16 protein-coding genes and 1 tRNA gene are annotated in these 17,151 nt (G+C 61.5%); 6 read left to right on the forward strand and 11 right to left on the reverse strand.

The features are described 5' to 3' along the window. Window positions 1-207 precede the first annotated feature (207 nt). Together KX928_RS22325 and KX928_RS22330 are read right to left on the reverse strand one after the other, a co-directional pair. Window positions 208-282: transfer RNA gene (locus KX928_RS22325), tRNA-Gln, on the reverse strand. Window positions 283-404: 122 nt separating this feature from the next. After that, window positions 405-1,406, reverse strand: a complete 1,002-nt coding sequence (locus KX928_RS22330) for an NADPH:quinone reductase (protein WP_219507241.1) — start codon at window positions 1,404-1,406, stop codon at window positions 405-407. 100 nt (window positions 1,407-1,506) lie between these two features. Between KX928_RS22330 and KX928_RS22335 the strand changes: the two genes are divergently transcribed. After that, a complete protein-coding gene (locus KX928_RS22335; protein WP_219507244.1) occupies window positions 1,507-2,412 on the forward strand; it encodes a haloalkane dehalogenase in 906 nt (301 codons plus the stop codon). A 22-nt stretch (window positions 2,413-2,434) separates the two neighbouring features. On the opposite strand, the gene KX928_RS22340 is transcribed toward KX928_RS22335, so the two are convergent. Continuing rightward, window positions 2,435-2,938: an SH3 domain-containing protein gene (locus KX928_RS22340; protein WP_219507246.1), complete on the reverse strand. Its 504-nt coding sequence runs from the start codon at window positions 2,936-2,938 to the stop codon at window positions 2,435-2,437. Window positions 2,939-3,056: 118 nt separating this feature from the next. On the opposite strand from KX928_RS22340, the gene KX928_RS22345 reads away from it, so the two are divergent. From KX928_RS22345 to KX928_RS22360, 4 genes are all read left to right on the forward strand, one after another. Next, the gene (locus KX928_RS22345) at window positions 3,057-4,043 is read left to right on the forward strand and encodes a 2-hydroxyacid dehydrogenase (RefSeq protein ID WP_219507249.1); all 987 of its coding nucleotides are present in this window, start codon (window positions 3,057-3,059) and stop codon (window positions 4,041-4,043) included. A gap of 27 nt (window positions 4,044-4,070) precedes the next feature. Beyond that, on the forward strand, window positions 4,071-5,849 hold the full coding sequence (ggt, locus tag KX928_RS22350; protein WP_219507261.1) for a gamma-glutamyltransferase: 1,779 nt from the start codon (window positions 4,071-4,073) through the stop codon (window positions 5,847-5,849). A gap of 25 nt (window positions 5,850-5,874) precedes the next feature. Further along, a complete protein-coding gene (locus KX928_RS22355; RefSeq protein ID WP_219507270.1) occupies window positions 5,875-7,275 on the forward strand; it encodes an FAD-binding oxidoreductase in 1,401 nt (466 codons plus the stop codon). A gap of 208 nt (window positions 7,276-7,483) precedes the next feature. After that, the gene (locus KX928_RS22360; RefSeq protein ID WP_219507272.1) at window positions 7,484-9,985 is read left to right on the forward strand and encodes a GcvT family protein; all 2,502 of its coding nucleotides are present in this window, start codon (window positions 7,484-7,486) and stop codon (window positions 9,983-9,985) included. A 1-nt stretch (window position 9,986) separates the two neighbouring features. Here KX928_RS22360 and KX928_RS22365 read toward each other — a convergent pair whose 3' ends face one another. From KX928_RS22365 to KX928_RS22375, 3 genes are read right to left on the reverse strand one after another with little or no spacing between them, the layout of a single operon-like run. After that, complete coding sequence (locus KX928_RS22365; protein WP_219507274.1) at window positions 9,987-10,637, reverse strand: DUF938 domain-containing protein; 651 nt, start codon at window positions 10,635-10,637, stop codon at window positions 9,987-9,989. Further along, complete coding sequence (locus KX928_RS22370; protein ID WP_219507276.1) at window positions 10,634-11,704, reverse strand: NAD(P)/FAD-dependent oxidoreductase; 1,071 nt, start codon at window positions 11,702-11,704, stop codon at window positions 10,634-10,636. The genes KX928_RS22365 and KX928_RS22370 overlap by 4 nt, the downstream gene beginning before the upstream one ends. Next, window positions 11,701-12,639 carry an aldo/keto reductase gene (locus KX928_RS22375; RefSeq protein ID WP_219507280.1) on the reverse strand — a complete coding sequence of 313 codons (939 nt, stop codon included), beginning with the start codon at window positions 12,637-12,639 and terminating at the stop codon, window positions 11,701-11,703. Before KX928_RS22375 ends, KX928_RS22370 begins: the two co-directional genes overlap by 4 nt. Before the next feature lie 72 nt (window positions 12,640-12,711). Between KX928_RS22375 and KX928_RS22380 the strand changes: the two genes are divergently transcribed. Then, on the forward strand, window positions 12,712-13,098 hold the full coding sequence (locus tag KX928_RS22380; RefSeq protein ID WP_219507283.1) for an ectoine synthase: 387 nt from the start codon (window positions 12,712-12,714) through the stop codon (window positions 13,096-13,098). Here the strand turns inward: KX928_RS22380 and KX928_RS22385 are convergent. From KX928_RS22385 to KX928_RS22405, 5 genes are all read right to left on the reverse strand, one after another. Beyond that, complete coding sequence (locus KX928_RS22385; protein WP_308342426.1) at window positions 13,083-13,376, reverse strand: hypothetical protein; 294 nt, start codon at window positions 13,374-13,376, stop codon at window positions 13,083-13,085. The genes KX928_RS22380 and KX928_RS22385 overlap by 16 nt on opposite strands. Further along, the gene (gene plsY / locus KX928_RS22390; protein ID WP_219507285.1) at window positions 13,373-13,981 is read right to left on the reverse strand and encodes a glycerol-3-phosphate 1-O-acyltransferase PlsY; all 609 of its coding nucleotides are present in this window, start codon (window positions 13,979-13,981) and stop codon (window positions 13,373-13,375) included. Before plsY ends, KX928_RS22385 begins: the two co-directional genes overlap by 4 nt. Continuing rightward, the gene (gene pyrC / locus KX928_RS22395; RefSeq protein ID WP_219507288.1) at window positions 13,981-15,264 is read right to left on the reverse strand and encodes a dihydroorotase; all 1,284 of its coding nucleotides are present in this window, start codon (window positions 15,262-15,264) and stop codon (window positions 13,981-13,983) included. The genes plsY and pyrC overlap by 1 nt, the downstream gene beginning before the upstream one ends. Before the next feature lie 176 nt (window positions 15,265-15,440). Beyond that, complete coding sequence (locus tag KX928_RS22400) at window positions 15,441-15,983, reverse strand: hypothetical protein (RefSeq protein WP_219507291.1); 543 nt, start codon at window positions 15,981-15,983, stop codon at window positions 15,441-15,443. Window positions 15,984-16,104: 121 nt separating this feature from the next. After that, window positions 16,105-17,049: an aspartate carbamoyltransferase catalytic subunit gene (locus tag KX928_RS22405; RefSeq protein WP_219507294.1), complete on the reverse strand. Its 945-nt coding sequence runs from the start codon at window positions 17,047-17,049 to the stop codon at window positions 16,105-16,107. Between the last annotated feature and the right edge of the window lie 102 nt (window positions 17,050-17,151).

The raw sequence follows: 17,151 nt of genomic DNA on the forward strand, positions 1-17,151 counted from the left end.
TCCATGATCCACATCTTCGCGATCAGGTGCTGGCTGAATTGAGTCCAGACCCTAGTGTCGCAAAATGCCCGACCTCAGACTTCAGGGGATATCGGGGCTTGTTTGCCGGGCATGGATAGTCTGCGTTGAACTTACTTACCCCTAACCTGCGGATATCACCTCGCTATTGTGACCGACAGCCGTATCGTCTGCATTCCGTTAAGTGTTTGGCTGGGATGGTAGGATTCGAACCTACGGTACACTGTACCAAAAACAGTTGCCTTACCACTTGGCTACATCCCAACGTGACGCGGTAATTAAGCCGCTCGGCGTCAACGTGCAAGACCCGTTTTTGACAAAAATCGCGCAACACGGCGACATTCGGGACTCGCGATCAAATATTCAATCGGCCAGCGCGCCCGAAATTATAACATATCCGCTGTCACATCCACCAGTATCGCGCCCGCGCGCGCGCCTGCTTGCACGGCTTCATGGGCCGCTGCTGTTTCAGGCAAGGTGAAAACCCTTTCGACTGGGCACTGAAGGGCGTTGTCGGCGAGTGCCGCATGAAGGTGGGTAATGGCGCTCTGCCGCTCAGCCGGCGACAAAAGGTATATCAGTACGATGTCGATTGTCACGGCTTTGAAGAGCAGGGGGTAAAAGGGCAGCTTAGGCGTCATGTTCAGCGCTGATCCATAAGCGGCAATGGTGCCGTTTGGCGCGATGACCGTCGTGTCCGTCTCGATATTGGACCCGAATTCGACCTCGACAATCCGGTCTACTGCCTGTCCTTGGTTCGCGGCCAATACCAGTTGGGCAAGATCGGCGGCGCTGTAGTCCAGAACGGCATCAGCACCGGCGGCCTCACACCTTGCAATGCCGTCACCGCGCGCGGTGGCGATGACGCGGGCACCCGCCCATTTGGCCAACTGGATGGCGAGATAGCCAACCGTACCCGCGCCGCCCTGGATCAAAAGTGTTTTGCCGGACACGTCTCCGCCCGCAAGGACCACATGCGCCGCCGTGAGGCCCGGAATGCCCAAGACGGCACCAGTCTCAAAGCTCGCGGTTCCGGGCAATCGCACCGCCTGGTGTTCCGGCAGCGTGATTTGCGTGGCCGCCGTGCCAAACGCGCGCTGCCACTGACCGTTCCAGATCCACACGCGGTCGCCGATGCGGGAGGGGTCCACCCCGGCCCCCACGGACGTGATGACGCCTGACCCATCGCTGTGCGGGATGATCTGCGGGTAGGCCGGCTTGGTGACGCCGGGGCGGGTACCTGCGCGGGCCTTGACGTCGGAAGGGTTCACACCAGAATAAACCAGATCCACACGGACTTCGCCCGCCGCGGGATCAGGGATGTCGAGTTCCGTCAATGTCAGCACATCTTGTGCCGCGCCAAAGCGGTCATAGGTGATTGCCTTCATCGTGAACTTCCTTTGTGTTTGTGGTGGATCGCGGCTACCCTACCGCGGCATCGCGGGATTTCCAGAGGCGATGCGTTCGGTCTTGCCGGGGGGAGACACCATGCGAGCATTGCGCACGCCAGATGCGAGGTTTGCCGACTTGTCGGATTTTCCGTTCGAACCCAGGTATCTCAGCATTGACGACACGTTGGGGGGGGCCTTGCGGATGCACTACCTCGATGAAGGCCCTGGAGGTGTCGGCCCCATCCTCGCACTGCACGGAGAGCCGACATGGAGCTATCTTTACCGCCATATGATCCCGGTTTTCACCGCTGCGGGCCACAGGGTGGTTGCACCCGATCTCATCGGGTTCGGCAGATCGGACAAACCGGCAGCACGGGAGGACTATACCTATCAGCGCCATGTTGAATGGATGTCGGACGCCCTTGAGCAGATGGATCTGCACGACGTCACAATGGTGTGCCAGGACTGGGGCGGGTTGATCGGATTGCGTGTGCTGGCCGCGATGCCACATCGGTTTTCAAGGATGGTCTTGGCAAACACGGCGCTGCCAACGGGTGATCACTCGATGGGGTCCGCCTTTGAAAACTGGCGTGAATACTCACAATCCGTGCCTGAATTCCGGGCCGGCAGAATCGTTCATGGCGGTACCGTGACAAAACTGACAGAGGCGGAAGTTGCCGCCTATGATGCACCGTTCCCTGACGAGACATATCAGGCAGGTGCGCGGGCGTTTCCGATGCTGGTGCCCGATCAGCCCGACGACCCGGCGTCAGCGGCGAACCGCGCCGCCTGGGAGATTTTGCGCGGGCTTGAGCTGCCCGTGCTGACAGTCTTCGGGGCCGAAGACAGAATCATGGCTGGTATAGACAAAGTCTTTCAAAAAGAGTTTCCCGGGGCTGCAGGGCAGCCGCATAAGGTGCTGCCGGGTGCGGGGCATTTCCTGCAAGAAGATGTGGGCCTGGAACTGGCGCAACTCGTCAATGAATTCATCGCACAATCCTAGGGGCGGTGCGCGACGGCCGGTGTCAGTCGCGTATTTCGTCGCCGGAAACACCCCATAGCCGCGATTTGGGCGCCCAGCCGCGATACCCGCCGGATTTCAACTGACACCATTCAGGGCCGCATTTACCAAGGCGCGCGATAACCCCGAGTTCCAGCGCCGCCGTGACCGGTGCTTCGGGATCAGGACGCATATGCAACGACAGCATGTCCTGCTCTACAATGACGGTGCGCACCCCTGACAGAAGCGAATAGTGAACCCATCCGCCCTGACCATCGCGATCCTGAACCCGCCGCCAGTGGCCGTGTTCGGCGGTGATCTGCAATGGCATATCGCGGTGTTTGAAAACCCAGTCGATCCGATGTGTCAGCGAGGGGCCGCGCCGAACGTTTCCCTCGGCGGCCTTCATCGACACGTACCGGGGCAGGGGCAGATGTGTGACAGGGCCCTTGTCGCGCGCAACACCCGTGACGGGTATCAACGCAAGAAAAATGGCACCGGCGAGGGCCGAAATAAGAAACTTTGTCATGACATCGCCTGTTACTCGTATTTTGCTCTTTTGAAGGCCCGAGGTTCTTGTGCCCCGTCGCCTTCTCCGCCACCATGCCACAAAACAGATCGTTGCGCCAAGTCCGGGGAGGCTCAAAATGTCAAAGCCAAAGCTGAGTGTTGTCGTTACGCGACGGTTACCCGAGGCCGTTGAAACCCGGTTGACCGAGCTCTTCAATGTCGCATTGCGCGCAGATGACACGCCGATGACCCGGGCTGAATTATCAGAGGCCATCAAGACGGCAGATGTGCTGGTTCCGACCCTGACCGATGACATCGATTCCGCGCTGATTGGTCAGGCCGGTGATCGATTGAAGCTTATCGCGAACTACGGCGCAGGGGTGGACCACATCGACGTGGCGACCGCCCGGCAGCGCGGCATTCTGGTCTCCAACACACCGGGGGTGCTGACCGATGACACGGCCGATATGACCATGGCCCTGTTGCTGGCGGTGCTGCGCCGTATCCCCGAAGGCTTGTCGGTGATGCAGAATGATACATGGGAGGGCTGGGCGCCAACGGCCCTTCTTGGCGGTCGAGTGGGTGGACGCAGGCTCGGCATTCTCGGGATGGGGCGCATCGGGCAGGCGGTCGCGCGACGGGCCGCGGCCTTCGGAATGCAGGTGCACTACCACAACAGGCGGCGGCTGCGGCCGGAAACCGAGGAAGAGCTTGAGGCCACCTACTGGGAGAGCCTCGACCAGATGGTCGCCCGGATGGACGTGATTTCCGTGAACTGCCCGGCAACCCCGTCGACCTTCCATCTGATGAACGCCCGGAGACTGAAGTTGATGAAACCCGAGGCGGTCATCGTGAACACATCGCGCGGCGAAGTGATTGATGAAAATGCGCTGACACGCATGCTTCGCGCAAACGAAATCGCCGGCGCGGGCCTTGATGTCTACGAACATGGCACTCAGGTAAACCCGCGGCTGCGGGAACTGAGCAATGTCGTTCTGCTGCCGCACATGGGGTCCGCCACGCGCGAAGGGCGTTTGGAAATGGGCGAGAAAGTCATCATTAATATCAAGACGTTCGACGACGGCCACAGGCCACCGGATCAGGTTGTTCCTTCTATGCTTTGACATCCCTCTCAACAGATCGGAGATAAAATGCGTATCTTTCTCACTGGACTGACTCTTCTGGCCGCCACGGCGGTTCACGCTCAACAAGCGGCCGACGCAGTAGCGCCCGAAGCCGCGACGCAGGGCGCCTTCGAGGCGATCTCGCCCGATGTTGCCGCTGCTCTGGCGGCCAAGTTCGCCGGTACACCGGTGCAGGCTCAAGACTGGATGGTCGCGGCGGCGAACCCCTGGGCGGTTCAGGCGGGCGCTGATGCGCTGGCAAGCGGCGGCTCCGCCGCTGATGCGCTTGTGGCTGTGCAGGCGATGCTGGGCTTGGTTGAACCGCAGTCTTCCGGGCTCGGCGGCGGGGCGTTTCTGGTCTATTATGATGCGGCCTCGGGCACGTTAACGACGCTGGACGGGCGGGAAACCGCACCGCTCGCCGCGACCCCGCGATTGTTTCAGGATGGTGAGGGAGAACCGCTGGGCTTTTTCGATGCTGTTGTCGGGGGTCTGTCGGTTGGCACGCCGGGCACGCCTGCCTTGATGGAAGATGCGCATATCCGGTGGGGGAAACTGCCGTGGCGCGACCTGCTGGCACCGGCCATCGAGCGGGCCGAGGCGGGCTTCGAGGTCTCGCCGCGTCTGGCGGGACTGATCGAAGCGGATGCGGAGCGTCTGGGGCGCTTTCCCGCGACCGCCGCGTATTTCATGCCCGGGGGCACGCCGCTTGCCGCTGGTGATTTGCTGACCAACCAACCTTATGCCGACACGCTTTCGATGATCGCCGAGCAGGGCGCGAATGCTTTTTACACCGGCGATATCGCGTCCGATATCGTTGCGACAGTCCGCGGGGCGGAGGGCAACCCGGGCGTACTGTCAACCGTTGACCTGAGCATTTACACCGTGAAGGAGCGCGCGCCCGTCTGCGTCCTCTACCGGGCGCATAATGTCTGCGGCATGGGGCCGCCATCGTCGGGGGCTTTGACGCTTGGCCAAATCCTGGGGAAGCTCGACAACTATGATCTGAGCGCCGGGCCAAATGACCCGGAGGTGCGTCGCCTGATCGGAGATGCCTCGCGCCTGGCCTTTGCTGATCGCGGGCGCTACATGGCCGACAGCGATTTTGTGCCTGTACCCACCAAGGGTCTTGTCGCCCCGGACTATCTGGCGGAACGCGCCAAGCTGCTGGCAGGCGATGATGCGTTGCCCGAGGTCGCGCCGGGCACGCCGGCCTTTGACCATGCGCTGATCTGGGCCGATGATCAGTCGATTGAACTGCCCTCAACGTCTCACTTCGTCATCGTGGATGCGCAAGGCAACGTGGCCTCCATGACCACGACCATCGAAAACGGGTTTGGCAGCCGCCTGATGGTGCGGGGTTTCCTGCTGAACAACGAATTGACCGATTTTTCCTTCCGCTCGCATGTGGATGGCGTGCCCGTTGCTAACCGGGTGGAACCGGGCAAGCGCCCGCGGTCGTCGATGGCGCCCAGCATCGTCATGAAGGACGGTGCGCCGGTGCTGGCGATCGGCAGCCCGGGCGGTAGCCGCATCATCGGCTATGTCGCACAGAGCATCATCGCCTATCTCGACTGGGGCATGGACGTCCAGCAGGCCGTATCCGTGCCGCATGCAGTGAACCGTTTCGGCACATACGATGTCGAAGAAGGCACGTCAGCAGAAGGTCTGACCGAGGCATTGACCGCGATGGGTTTCGAGGTGGGCAGCCGCGCGCTGACCTCGGGTCTGCACGCGATCTCCATCGGGGACAGCCTGACCGGCGGGGCAGACCCACGGCGGGAAGGTATTGCGCTCGGCAAATAGCTTGGCGCATTCGGGGAGAGAGCAGATGGTGAAACACGCAGGCCTGCCGCGCAACGAGACGGGCATTGAAACGGTTGTCGGCGTGCTGAAGCAGCAGTTCGGCGAAAGGTTCCAGACAGGTGCGGCCATCCGCGAGCAACACGGACACACCACGACCTGGATCGAAAACCAACCGCCCGACGCAGTTGTTTTCCCCGCATCCGCTCAGGAAGTTTCGGACATTGTGACGGTGTGTGCCCGGCACAATGTGCCGGTGATACCCTATGGCACCGGTACCTCGCTAGAAGGCCACGTGAATGCACCGGCCGGAGGCATCTGCGTGGACATCAGCCAAATGGATAAGGTGGTCGAGGTCAATCAGGGCGATCTTGATTGCCGCGTGCAGCCCGGGGTCACACGCGAAGCGCTGAACACGCATCTGCGCGATCAGGGCCTGTTCTTTCCGATTGACCCGGGTGCAAACGCGTCCCTCGGCGGTATGACGGCCACCAATGCCTCCGGCACCAACGCGGTGCGTTACGGCACGATGAAGGACAACGTTCTGGCAGTTGAGGCGGTGATGGCAGACGGCAGGATCATCCGCACCGGGACGCGCGCCCGGAAATCCTCGGCCGGGTATGATCTGACGCGGCTGTTGGTCGGATCCGAAGGTACGTTGTGCGTTCTCACCGAAATCACCCTGCAGCTTCAGGGCATACCCGAGGCGATCAGCTCCGCCAGTTGTTCCTTCCCCTCGGTCGATGCGGCCTGCCAGACAGTCATGTCCGTCATCCAGTACGGGCTGCCTGTGGCGCGTATTGAGCTTCTGGACGATACCACCGTCAAAGCGATAAACGCCTACTCGAAACTGAGCCTGCCGGAGACGCCGCTGTTGTTACTGGAGTTTCACGGCACCGACGCCAGCGTCCTTGAACAGGCGGAGATATTCGGCGCGCTGTCCGAGGAGCATGGCGGGATCGGCTATCAGGCCACATCGACCACCGAGGAACGCAATACGCTCTGGCAGGCGCGCCACGATGCCTATTGGGCCATGCTGCAATACCGGCCCGGGGCGCAGGGTATCGCCACCGATGTGTGCGTGCCCATTTCGCGGCTGGCGGATTGCGTCGGCGCGGCGCAGAAAAAGGCGGCGGAACTGGGCCTTGTCGCCCCGATCGTCGGGCACGCGGGGGACGGCAATTTCCATGTATCCCCGCTTGTTAATATGGCGGATCCGGAGGAAGTAACCAAGGCGGGCGCGTTCATCGGATGGCTGAACGATCTGGCGATTTCAATGGACGGTACCTGCACCGGAGAGCACGGAATTGGCCAGGGCAAGCGCCCTTACCTGGTCAGGGAACTGGGGGAGGCGACGACCGTCATGGCGGCGATCAAGGCTGCGCTGGACCCGCAAAACATCATGAACCCCGGCAAAATTCTCGAGTAACGGCGGACAGTCCCCACCCTTGACAGAACCGCGGGCCGGGCGCTCGGGTGGGGCAAGGATATGCGCCGCTTTGGCCTGGCCGGCAGGGTGGGTGTCAGACCACCCGCGCCAGTATGTCGCTTTCCCGCCATGACCGGTCGGGCGCGTTTTGCGCAGTCTGGCATCAGCGGCTAATGCTATCTCAACAGATCGTCACGGAGCCAGTGTCATGAAAACCCAAGTCAAAGCCCTCGTTGTCGGCGGTGGTGCCGTCGGGACCTCCATTGCCTATCACCTCGCACGGGCGGGCTGGGACGATGTGATGCTGCTGGAGCGTGACGAGCTGACCTCGGGCTCCACCTGGCATGCAGCCGGGTTGCTGCCCTATTTCAACATGTCTTATGCGACCACGCACATCCATGACTATTCCATCCGGTTCTACAAAACGCTGGAGGCGGAAACCGGCCTGAATGCCGGTTTCGCCGTGGTCGGCAACCTGCGCATGGCGCAGACCGATGAACGTATGGACGAATACATGCTCTATGCCTCCACGGCCGAGACATGCGGCGTGCCATATGAATGGATGACACCCGATGAGATCAAGGCCAAATGGCCATTGATCCGCACCGACGACCTTAAGGGCGCGCTCTATCACCAGACCGACGGCTACATTAACCCCGCCGATGTCACAATGGCGATGGCCAAGGGGGCACGGCAGCGTGGGGTGATGATCGAACGCAAATGGCAGGCGGATGCGTTCCACTGGAACGGCACTCACTGGGAAGTGACAGCCACCAAGATGGCGGAGAAAGGCGGCAACCTCGTGCCGACCGACGAGCAGGTCGTGATCACCGCGGAACATGTGGTGACTGCCTCGGGCAACCATGCGCAGCGCACCGCCCGTATGCTGGGGATCAAGATGCCCGCCATCCCGGTCGAACATCAGTTTATCGTGATGGATCAGGACCCCGAGTTGGTGAAGTTCCGCGCCGAGGGCAATGTGGAGCACCCCGTTGTGCGTGATGCCGATGCGCAATCCTACGTACGCGAGGAGCGCGGCGGCTGGATTCTCGGTGTCTATGAAAAAGGCGCGCCCGCGCGGTTCGAATACGGTGTGCCGGACAGTTTCCGCGCCGATCTCTTTCAGCTCGATCTGGAGCGGATCGAAGATCAATACATGGCGATGAACCACCGCATCCCGTCTTGTGAGGATTGCGGGCTGAAAGACGATTTCAACGGCCCGATCTGCTACACGCCGGACGGCAATCCGCTGGTGGGCCCGGCGCCGGGGCTGACAAATATGTGGCTGGCCGAAGGGTTCTCCTTCGGGATCACGGCGGCGGGGGGAACGGGGTATTACCTCGCGCAGATGATGGTTGAAGGCGAGGCGGAGATCGACATGGCCTCGCTCGACCCCAAGCGCTACGGCGACTGGATGACCACGGAGTTTGCCGCGCGCAAGAACGAGGAAGCCTATAACCACGTTTATATTCTGCACCACCCCGATGAAGAACGCCCGGCGTGCCGCCCCTTGCGAACATCGCCGGCCTATGACCGGCAGGCGGCCCGGGGCGCGCAGTTCGGCTGGGTGAACGGCTGGGAGCGTCCGAATTACTATGCACCGCAGGGCTTCAACGATCACGACAGCCGCTCTTTCCGTCGTGGCGGCTGGTGGCAATACGCTGTCGAAGAAGCACGGGCGATCCGCGAGGGCGTGGGCCTCATTGACGCCACTGCCTTCACTAAGCACCGGATCAGTGGACCCGGGGCGACGGCCTTTCTGGATTGGTTTACAACCAACAAGTTGCCAAAAGTCGGGCGCATCAATCTGACCTATGCGCTGACCAGCCACGGGACGACGCGAACGGAATACACCATCGTGCGGCGGGCCGAGGACGATTACTACCTCGTGTCCGCAGGTGCATGGCACGCCTATGATCAGGACTACCTTTTCAAAACCATCGTGGACAAGGAAGAGGAATTTGGCCGGATCAACGCGCAGGATGTGACGACGCAATGGGGCGTTTTTGCCATTGCCGGTCCGAAATCGCGCGATGTTCTGCAATCGGTGATCAAGGACGCAGACCCGGCCACGGCCCTGTCGAACAAGCGGTTCCCATGGCTGTCGGCCCGCCAGATCGAGCTGGGGATGTGTCCGGTAACCGCGATCCGCGTGGCTTATACCGGCGAATTGGGATGGGAGTTGCATCACCCGATCGAGATGCAGAACTATCTCTTTGATCTGCTGGAAAAGGCGGGTGAACCACATGGCATGAAGCTGGTGGGCGCGCGGGCGCAAAACTGGCTGCGGCAGGAGAAATCCTACCGCGCCTTCGGTACCGAGCTTGGCCGGGACGCGACGCCGCTCGAAGCCGATCTGCCGCGCTTTGTCGATCTGTCCAAGGAGTTTCACGGCAAAGACCGGATGCAGGCAACCGGCGTTCGGTCGCAATGCGTCACCCTGTTGATCGATGGGCCGGATGACGCCGATCCGTGGGGCCGCGAGGCGTTGTATGATGGCGATGCGCGTGTCGGGCGTCTGACCTCGGGCGGCTATTCCGTGGCCTTTGGCAAGAGCATCGGCATGGGGTACGTGACACCTGATCTGGCCGTTCCGGGTACGCCGCTAAAGGTCAAGATGTTTGATCAGCTCTGGGATGCGCAAGTTGTCGAAGACAGCCCCTATGATCCTAAAAACGAGCGCATCCGGGTGGATGGCCAGGGCACCTGAGCTAGGCCCGGGACGCTATCAAGGCGAGGTTATTGGCCGGCATCTCGATCCGTTCGATCAACTTGGCACCGGCCGATGCCAGCCAGTCGACGACCTCCTCGTCGTTCTTGTAGCCGATCTCCGGATCGGCCGCGCGCAGGTCCGCGTCAAACCGCATATCCCCCGGGCTGGTCAGGTCACCACTGCGTTTGAATGGTCCGTAGAGGATGACTCTGCCCCGTGGCACCAGCGCGCCAACGGCCTCTGCTATAAGGGTTTTTGCCGGCTCTGAGCCAATCAGATGCAGCAGGTTGACGAGGATTATCAGGTCCTTGCCTGACAGGCTGTCACGCCACCCGGCCTGCGTGGCATCCAGCATCCGAGCGGGGGCTACGTTTTGCAGTGCGGCGTCGCGCACGTAGGCATCGATGCTGGCAATCCGCGCCGGATCAACGTCGGTAGGCTGCCAGATCAGATCGGGCAGAGCCTGTGCAAACGCAGTGACATGTTGACCGGTACCGCTGGCTATTTCCAACGCATGGCCGGACCGGGGCGCATGGCTGCTGAGCAAACGGGTCAAGGCTTCGGCATTGCGTGCAGCTGCGGGGGCATGCAGTTTTACGCCATCGGCGGGCTGCGCGACGCTGGCGGTATCGGGAAGGCGCGTCGTCATCGCAACCGGTCGGGTGTCAGGGCAGCCACGACGCTGGCATCCACGTTCGGCGGGTTGCCCAGAACCAGATCCGCCACCAGCTGCGATGCGCCGGGGGCGGTCTGAAACCCGTATCCACCCTGACCCGCGCACCAGACAAACTCCGGCACCTCGGGATCACGTCCCAGAACCAGCGTTCTGTCGGGGGCAAAGCTGCGCAAGCCCGCCCAGCTCGATTGCAGCCGGGCCACGGGTTCTGTGACCATTTCTTCATAGAGAGCGAGGCCCTGCGCCAGTGTCAGGTCTTCGGCCCAGGCGTCATGAGGCTCCACCGGGTCTTCATCCGCCGGCGAGACAAGCAAAAACCCGGCGTCCGGCTTGGCATACCATGTTTCATTAACGCCAAAGAAAATCGGCCATGATCGGATGTCATGGGCGCCCGGTGCGGGAATGCGCGCGATGGAGCGCCGGTGCGGGACAATGCTCATGGGCCTGATGCCCGCCATGCCCGCGACGGTATCTGCCCATGCGCCAGCTGCATTGATGAGTGTGGGGGCATGAAACCGGCGATCGCCGCAGGTGACCTCCCATTCGCCGTCTGCGTGCGAAATCTGCTCAACGCGCTGCCCGGTCTCGACCGTGCCGCCGGAGGCCCGCACCATGCGCGCGAAATCCTGCAATAACCGGTCCGTGTCAATGTCGTGCGCGTCCGCGTGATAGGCGGCAAAGGCAAGCTTTTGTGGATCCAGAACAGGCACAAAATCCATGGCTTCCGCCGGCGTGATCGCCGTGGCGCCCAGCGTCGCCGTATCTCTCTCAAAATCTGCGCGTTCATGTGCCTGCGCGACGATCATCAAGCCGCGCGGACTGAGGTACCCACCATCCTGAAGGTAGCCGACGCTGGCGCGGTTCAGGGCTTGAACACTGGGCGCACCGTAGTTCTGTTCGATCAGCGCGGCAGAGCGTCCGGATGCGTGGTAGCCCAACGACGTCTCGGCCTCCAGAACCACGATGCGGGCGTGGTCTGACAGGCGCGCTGCGGCGGACAGACCGGCAATCCCGCCGCCAATGATGATGATGTCGGTCATGCCTGTTCTTCGATACGGTCCGTCGCCGGTGGAGGTGTCGGGCTCAGCGCAGACAGACGTGCATAGAGATCCGGGCTCATCTCGAAATCCTGTGCGGCGATCGAGGGGGCGAGTTGCTTTGCCGACCGGGCAGAGATGATCGGTGTCGGCCCCATCGGATGGGCGGCTACCCAGGCGACGGCCAGCGTCGCCGCATCAATGCCAAGCTCTGTCGCGACGACGCTCAGCCCTTCGGCTGCCGCATGCATCCAGTCCAGACCATACCGCGCTGCATAGCGGTCATCTTCTGTCAGCCGTCCGCCCTGTCCGGCAGCATATTTTCCGGTCAGCAGACCGCCACCCAACGGCGAATACGGCGCGCAGGCTACGTCCATATCCGCACACATCGGCAGAATTTCAACTTCTGCCTGACGTTTCACGAGGTTGTACATCGGCTGCAGGATATCAACTGTCATATCAAATTTCGCGGCTATACCGATGGCTTTAACCACTTGCCATGCCGCGAAATTCGACACCCCGATGTAGCGAATCCGGCCTTGCTGCTTCAACTCCGCCAGCGCCTCCATGCTTTCGTGCAGGTCGGTGTCCGGATCGAAACGGTGCATGTAGAGGATATCGACAACATCGAGGCCCAGACGTTGTTGTGATATCGCAAAGGACTCTTGAATATTCCGTTTGGAGCCGCCGCCGGTATAGGCCGCCTTTGTCGCGATGATCAGCCGGTCACGCTGGTCCTGCAGGAAAGACCCCAGCAGAGTTTCGGACGCGCCCTCATTGTAGACATAGGCAGTGTCGAAATGCGTGATCCCGCCTGCTATCGCGGCGTCAAACATCGCGCGCGAGGCCGTTTCATCGGCGCGCCCGCCAAATTGCATGGTGCCAAAAGCGAGGCGGCTTGCGGGGGTTCCATCCGGACTGGTCAGTATTCTGGTCATACCGTCAGAAGTGGCACGCAGCGCGACGCCATGCAATATTCAATACGGGGCGATAGAGGAAACGGGCTGACTATGATCATTGCAGACAAAACGGGACTGGTGGGAACGGCACGGGATGCATCCGGCCCAGGGTGGCGCAGCCTTCGATTGCTGGTCAAATCCGATGGCATGGGGTTTTCGATGACCGAAACCAAGGTGCTGCCCGGGGCTGTTCTGACACTGCAATACAAGAACCACATCGAGGCATGTTACTGCATCGGAGGGTCGGGTACGGTCACCGAACTGGACAATGGTGCTGTCCACCGGATCGTCCCCGGCGTGCTTTATGCACCGGATGCGCATGACCGCCACGAAGTCCGCAATGATGGCGTGGACCCGCTCCATCTGATCTGCGTGTTTTTGCCTGCGTTGCAGGGCGACGAAGTGCATGGGCCCGATGGCAGCTATGCCTCTGCGTGATGCCGCGTGGTTTCGGGTCTGACGTTCAAGACGAACCATATGACCTTGTCCCGGCTCATCTCGCAGGGGAAAAGGCGACCGCCGCGCGATAGCGCATAGTAATTGAAGCTGATGTAGTCAGCTCCGCCGAGTTCCTCGGCCACGAGCTTGGTTGACCTTCCACCGCTAAACCGGGTTTTTGTTACGATATAGGGTGAGCCGTTCAGATGCGCGCGAAACGTGCCCCACGGGAGATTGTCCAAGGCAGTGCCGAAATCCGCAAGCTCTGTTCGTGTCACGTCTTCTGGCCGATTTTCGGCTCGGTTCCGGCGCGTATCCGCGCGATATTGGTCTTGTGGCGCCAGAATATGATCAGGGTCAGCAAGGCGCCCAGAATCAGGGCATCCGAGGCGCCCAGAAGCAGCATCAGGAAGGTCGAAGCAGCCGCCGCGAACAGTGCGCCCATGGATGAAATGCGCGTCAGAAGCGCCCCGATGAGCCAGGCAATACAGCAGCCGACCCCAACCGGGAAACTCAGCGCCAGCACAATGCCGAGAAAGGTGGCCACTCCCTTGCCGCCGGCAAATCGCAGCCAGATCGGGTAGCAATGCCCCAGCATCGCCATCAGACCGGCGATCTGTGCGGTATCCTCACCGCCCATGGACCTCGCCAGCAAAACCGCCGCTGCCCCCTTGCCACCATCCAGCAGCAGTGTCAGCGCGGCGGCGGTTTTGTTTCCGGTGCGCAGAACATTCGTTGCGCCGATATTCCCCGAACCGATCTGGCGCAGGTTACCAAGGCCCATCACATGTGCGAGCACCATGCCGAAGGGAATGGACCCGAGAAGATAGCCAACCAGCCCCCAGAGGGCGAGCACGGCGGCGGAGTGTTCAATGATCGGCATCAGGTCCTCTCGTACACGCAGGTTCCGGCGACATATGTGGCCAGTACCTTGCCTTGCATGCGCGCCCCGTCAAAGGGTGTATTTCGGGATTTTGAGCATAGTGTGGCGCGGTCCATCAGGAAGGGGGCGTCCGGATCGAAAAGCACAAGATCGGCAGGGCTGCCGATCGTCAGGCGACCACTGTCCAGCCCGAGACGTTTCGCAGGGTTCAGGGACAAGGCACGCCAGATCGTGGGTAATTGGATCAGGCCCGCATGATAAAGCCGCATCGCTGCGGGCAGCAGGGTTTCAAGTGCCACGGCACCGGAGGCCGCTTCTTCGAAGGGCAGGCGCTTGCTCTCTTCATCCTGCGGCGTGTGCATCGACGAGATGATGTCAATAAGGCCGGATCGTACCGCCTCGGCCACGGCCAACCTGTCCTGTTCATCACGCAGCGGCGGCTTGAGCTTGAAAAACGTGCGGTAGTCGGCAATGTCCAGTGCGTTCAGCGTCAGATGGTGGATCGACGTCCCGGCGGTCACATCAAGCCCATTCGCCTTTGCCCGCTCCAGGGCGGGAAGCGCGCGGGCGCAGGTGATCTGATCCGCGTGGTAGCGCGCACCGGTCATTTCGATCAGGGCGATGTCACGATCCAGCGCCATCCGTTCGGCCATGGGCGATACGGACGGCAATCCGCGCAGCGAGGCGAATTTTCCCGACGTTGCAGCGGCCCCTTTGCTGAGGCCGGGATCCTGCGGGTGTGCAACAACCAATGCCCCAAGGCTGCGCGCATATGTCAGCGCACGCGAAAACACCTTGGTGTCGGTCACCACGCGGTCGCAATCGGTAAAGGCCACCGCGCCCGCATCCATGAGAAACCCGATCTCGGTCATTTCGCGGCCCTCCCGCCCCTTCGTCAGGGCGGCCATGGGCAGGACATTGACCGGGGCAACCTCGTTGGCGCGCCGGGTGACGAATTCCAGCGTCTCGGGGCTGTCGATGGCCGGTTCGGTGTCGGGACGCGTCACCATGGTTGTGATACCACCCGTTGCCGCGGCAAGACCGGCCGACCGGTAGCTCTCCTTATGCCGTTCGCCGGGTTCGCAGACCTTGACACCCAGATCGACGATGCCCGGCGCGAGATACTTGAGATGACAGTCGATCACCCGCCCGGATGTCAGCCGCGGCGCATCCTTTGGCAGGCGCTTGGTAATGCGCCCGTCTTCGACCACGAGGCCTCCGACCGCGATCTCATCCGTTTCGGGATCGACAAGGCGCGCATTCAGAAATGTCAGTTTCGTCATGGCCGCATGCTCCGCGCAAGAATTTCCGTCAGATCGCAAGGCACACAGAGAGCGTTCATGCGCCCACCCACAGCATCAGACCGACGACGCCAAAGGCCACGATCAATGCAATGAGTGCGATGCGCCCGGACATCCTGGGGTCTTTGGGGTCGTTCATGCTTTCAAAGCCTTATGGATCATGCCAGCAACCACCAAACGGCCAGCGCAACAAGACCGATCAGACCCAGTATGACCATCGCACTTCCGGCCGGACCGCGCGGTGGCACGGGTGGGTCTGATGCTGCCACGCCGCTGTAGGGTTTGGCGCTGTCCGCGGTGATCGGAGTGACATCATCGCTGGGTCTGGCCTCTGTATACGTGCCGATGAGTGTCAGCTCCGGGCTCGGGGTCAAGGTCGTTTCAGCGCCGGCGAAACTGTCGGAAAACAGCAAAAGGACGTATCCGTCCAACCCGTCGAGTTTGCCGCGGTCCGCCGCCAGTTGCTCGTCCCCGACAGCGTACCCCTCTCCCAGGTACCCGCTCAGGCCCACTCCGGTCAGGTCGGAGACGGGAAAGATTTCGGTGCTCGAGGTATTCAGGTGCGGGCTGTTCAAAAGCTGTCGGGCCACGTCGGGCTTTGGCTGTGTCTTGAGCGTGTCGGCAACTTCGCCGGGTGGCAGGTTTACGGCGAAAACGCGAATCTTACTGCGTTCGTTTGCCTTGATGATCACATCGCTCATGCAACTGTCTCCTGCGTTTGAGGCAGCCTGCCATCACCGGCGCGTTTTTCGGTATCCCCGCCAGATATGATGCGCAAGCCAGATGATCGGTTGCGGCCTCGCAGCCCGTGCCAGGCACCGCTCATGCCGCGCCTCGCGTCAGTCGCAGGTTCTGCGCCAGAAGATCCATCGCCGCCATCCGCACTGCAACACCCATTTCCACCTGATCCTGGATGACGCTGCGATTGATGTCATCGGCCAGCGTGCCGTCGATCTCAACACCGCGGTTCATCGGGCCCGGGTGCATGACAATGGCGTCGGGCTTGGCGGATCTGAGCTTGTCCTCATCAAGACCGTAGCGGTGGTAATACTCACGCTCCGAAGGGATGAAGCCGCCGTCCATACGCTCCTTTTGCAGGCGCAACATCATCACCACATCCACGTCTTTGAGACCCTCCTGCATATCGTCGAACACCTCCACGCCGAATTCGGCGATGCCGGCGGGCATCAGCGTGGGCGGCCCGATCAGGCGCAGACGGTTTTCCATTTTTCCCAGCAGCAGGATGTTCGACCGGGCCACGCGGCTATGCGCAATATCGCCGCAGATCGCGACCGAGAGCCTGTGCAACCGCCCCTTGGCGCGGCGAATCGTAAGCGCATCCAGAAGCGCCTGTGTTGGATGCTCGTGACGTCCGTCGCCCGCATTGAGAACCGCGCAATTGACCTTTTGCGCCAGCAGATCCACCGCGCCGGAATGTGGATGACGCACGACGAGCAGGTCGGGGTGCATGGCGTTGAGTGTCAGCGCCGTGTCGATCAGCGTTTCGCCTTTTTTCACGGAGCTGGCCTGCATCGCCATGTTCATGACATCCGCGCCCAGTCTCTTGCCGGCAATCTCAAAGCTTGCCTGCGTGCGCGTGGAATTCTCGAAGAACATGTTGATCTGCGTGAGCCCGACAAGCGCATCTGCGTGCTTGTCCGGCAATCTGTTCAGCGTGACATATTGATCCGCCAGATCCAGCAACGTCGTGATCTCGTCGGGGCGCAGTGCCTCGATACCAAGCAGGTGGCGGTGCGGGAACGTCATGGGCGGCAACCTATCGTGATTTCTCACCTTATAGGGAGGGGTTGCGGGACGGGCAAGCCGGGCGTTCATGCGCAACAGCTGTTCAGTTCCGGCAAACGGAGG

The sequence above is a fragment of the Roseobacter insulae genome (genome assembly GCF_019375555.1).
Taxonomy (GTDB): Bacteria; Pseudomonadota; Alphaproteobacteria; order Rhodobacterales; family Rhodobacteraceae; genus Roseobacter; species Roseobacter insulae.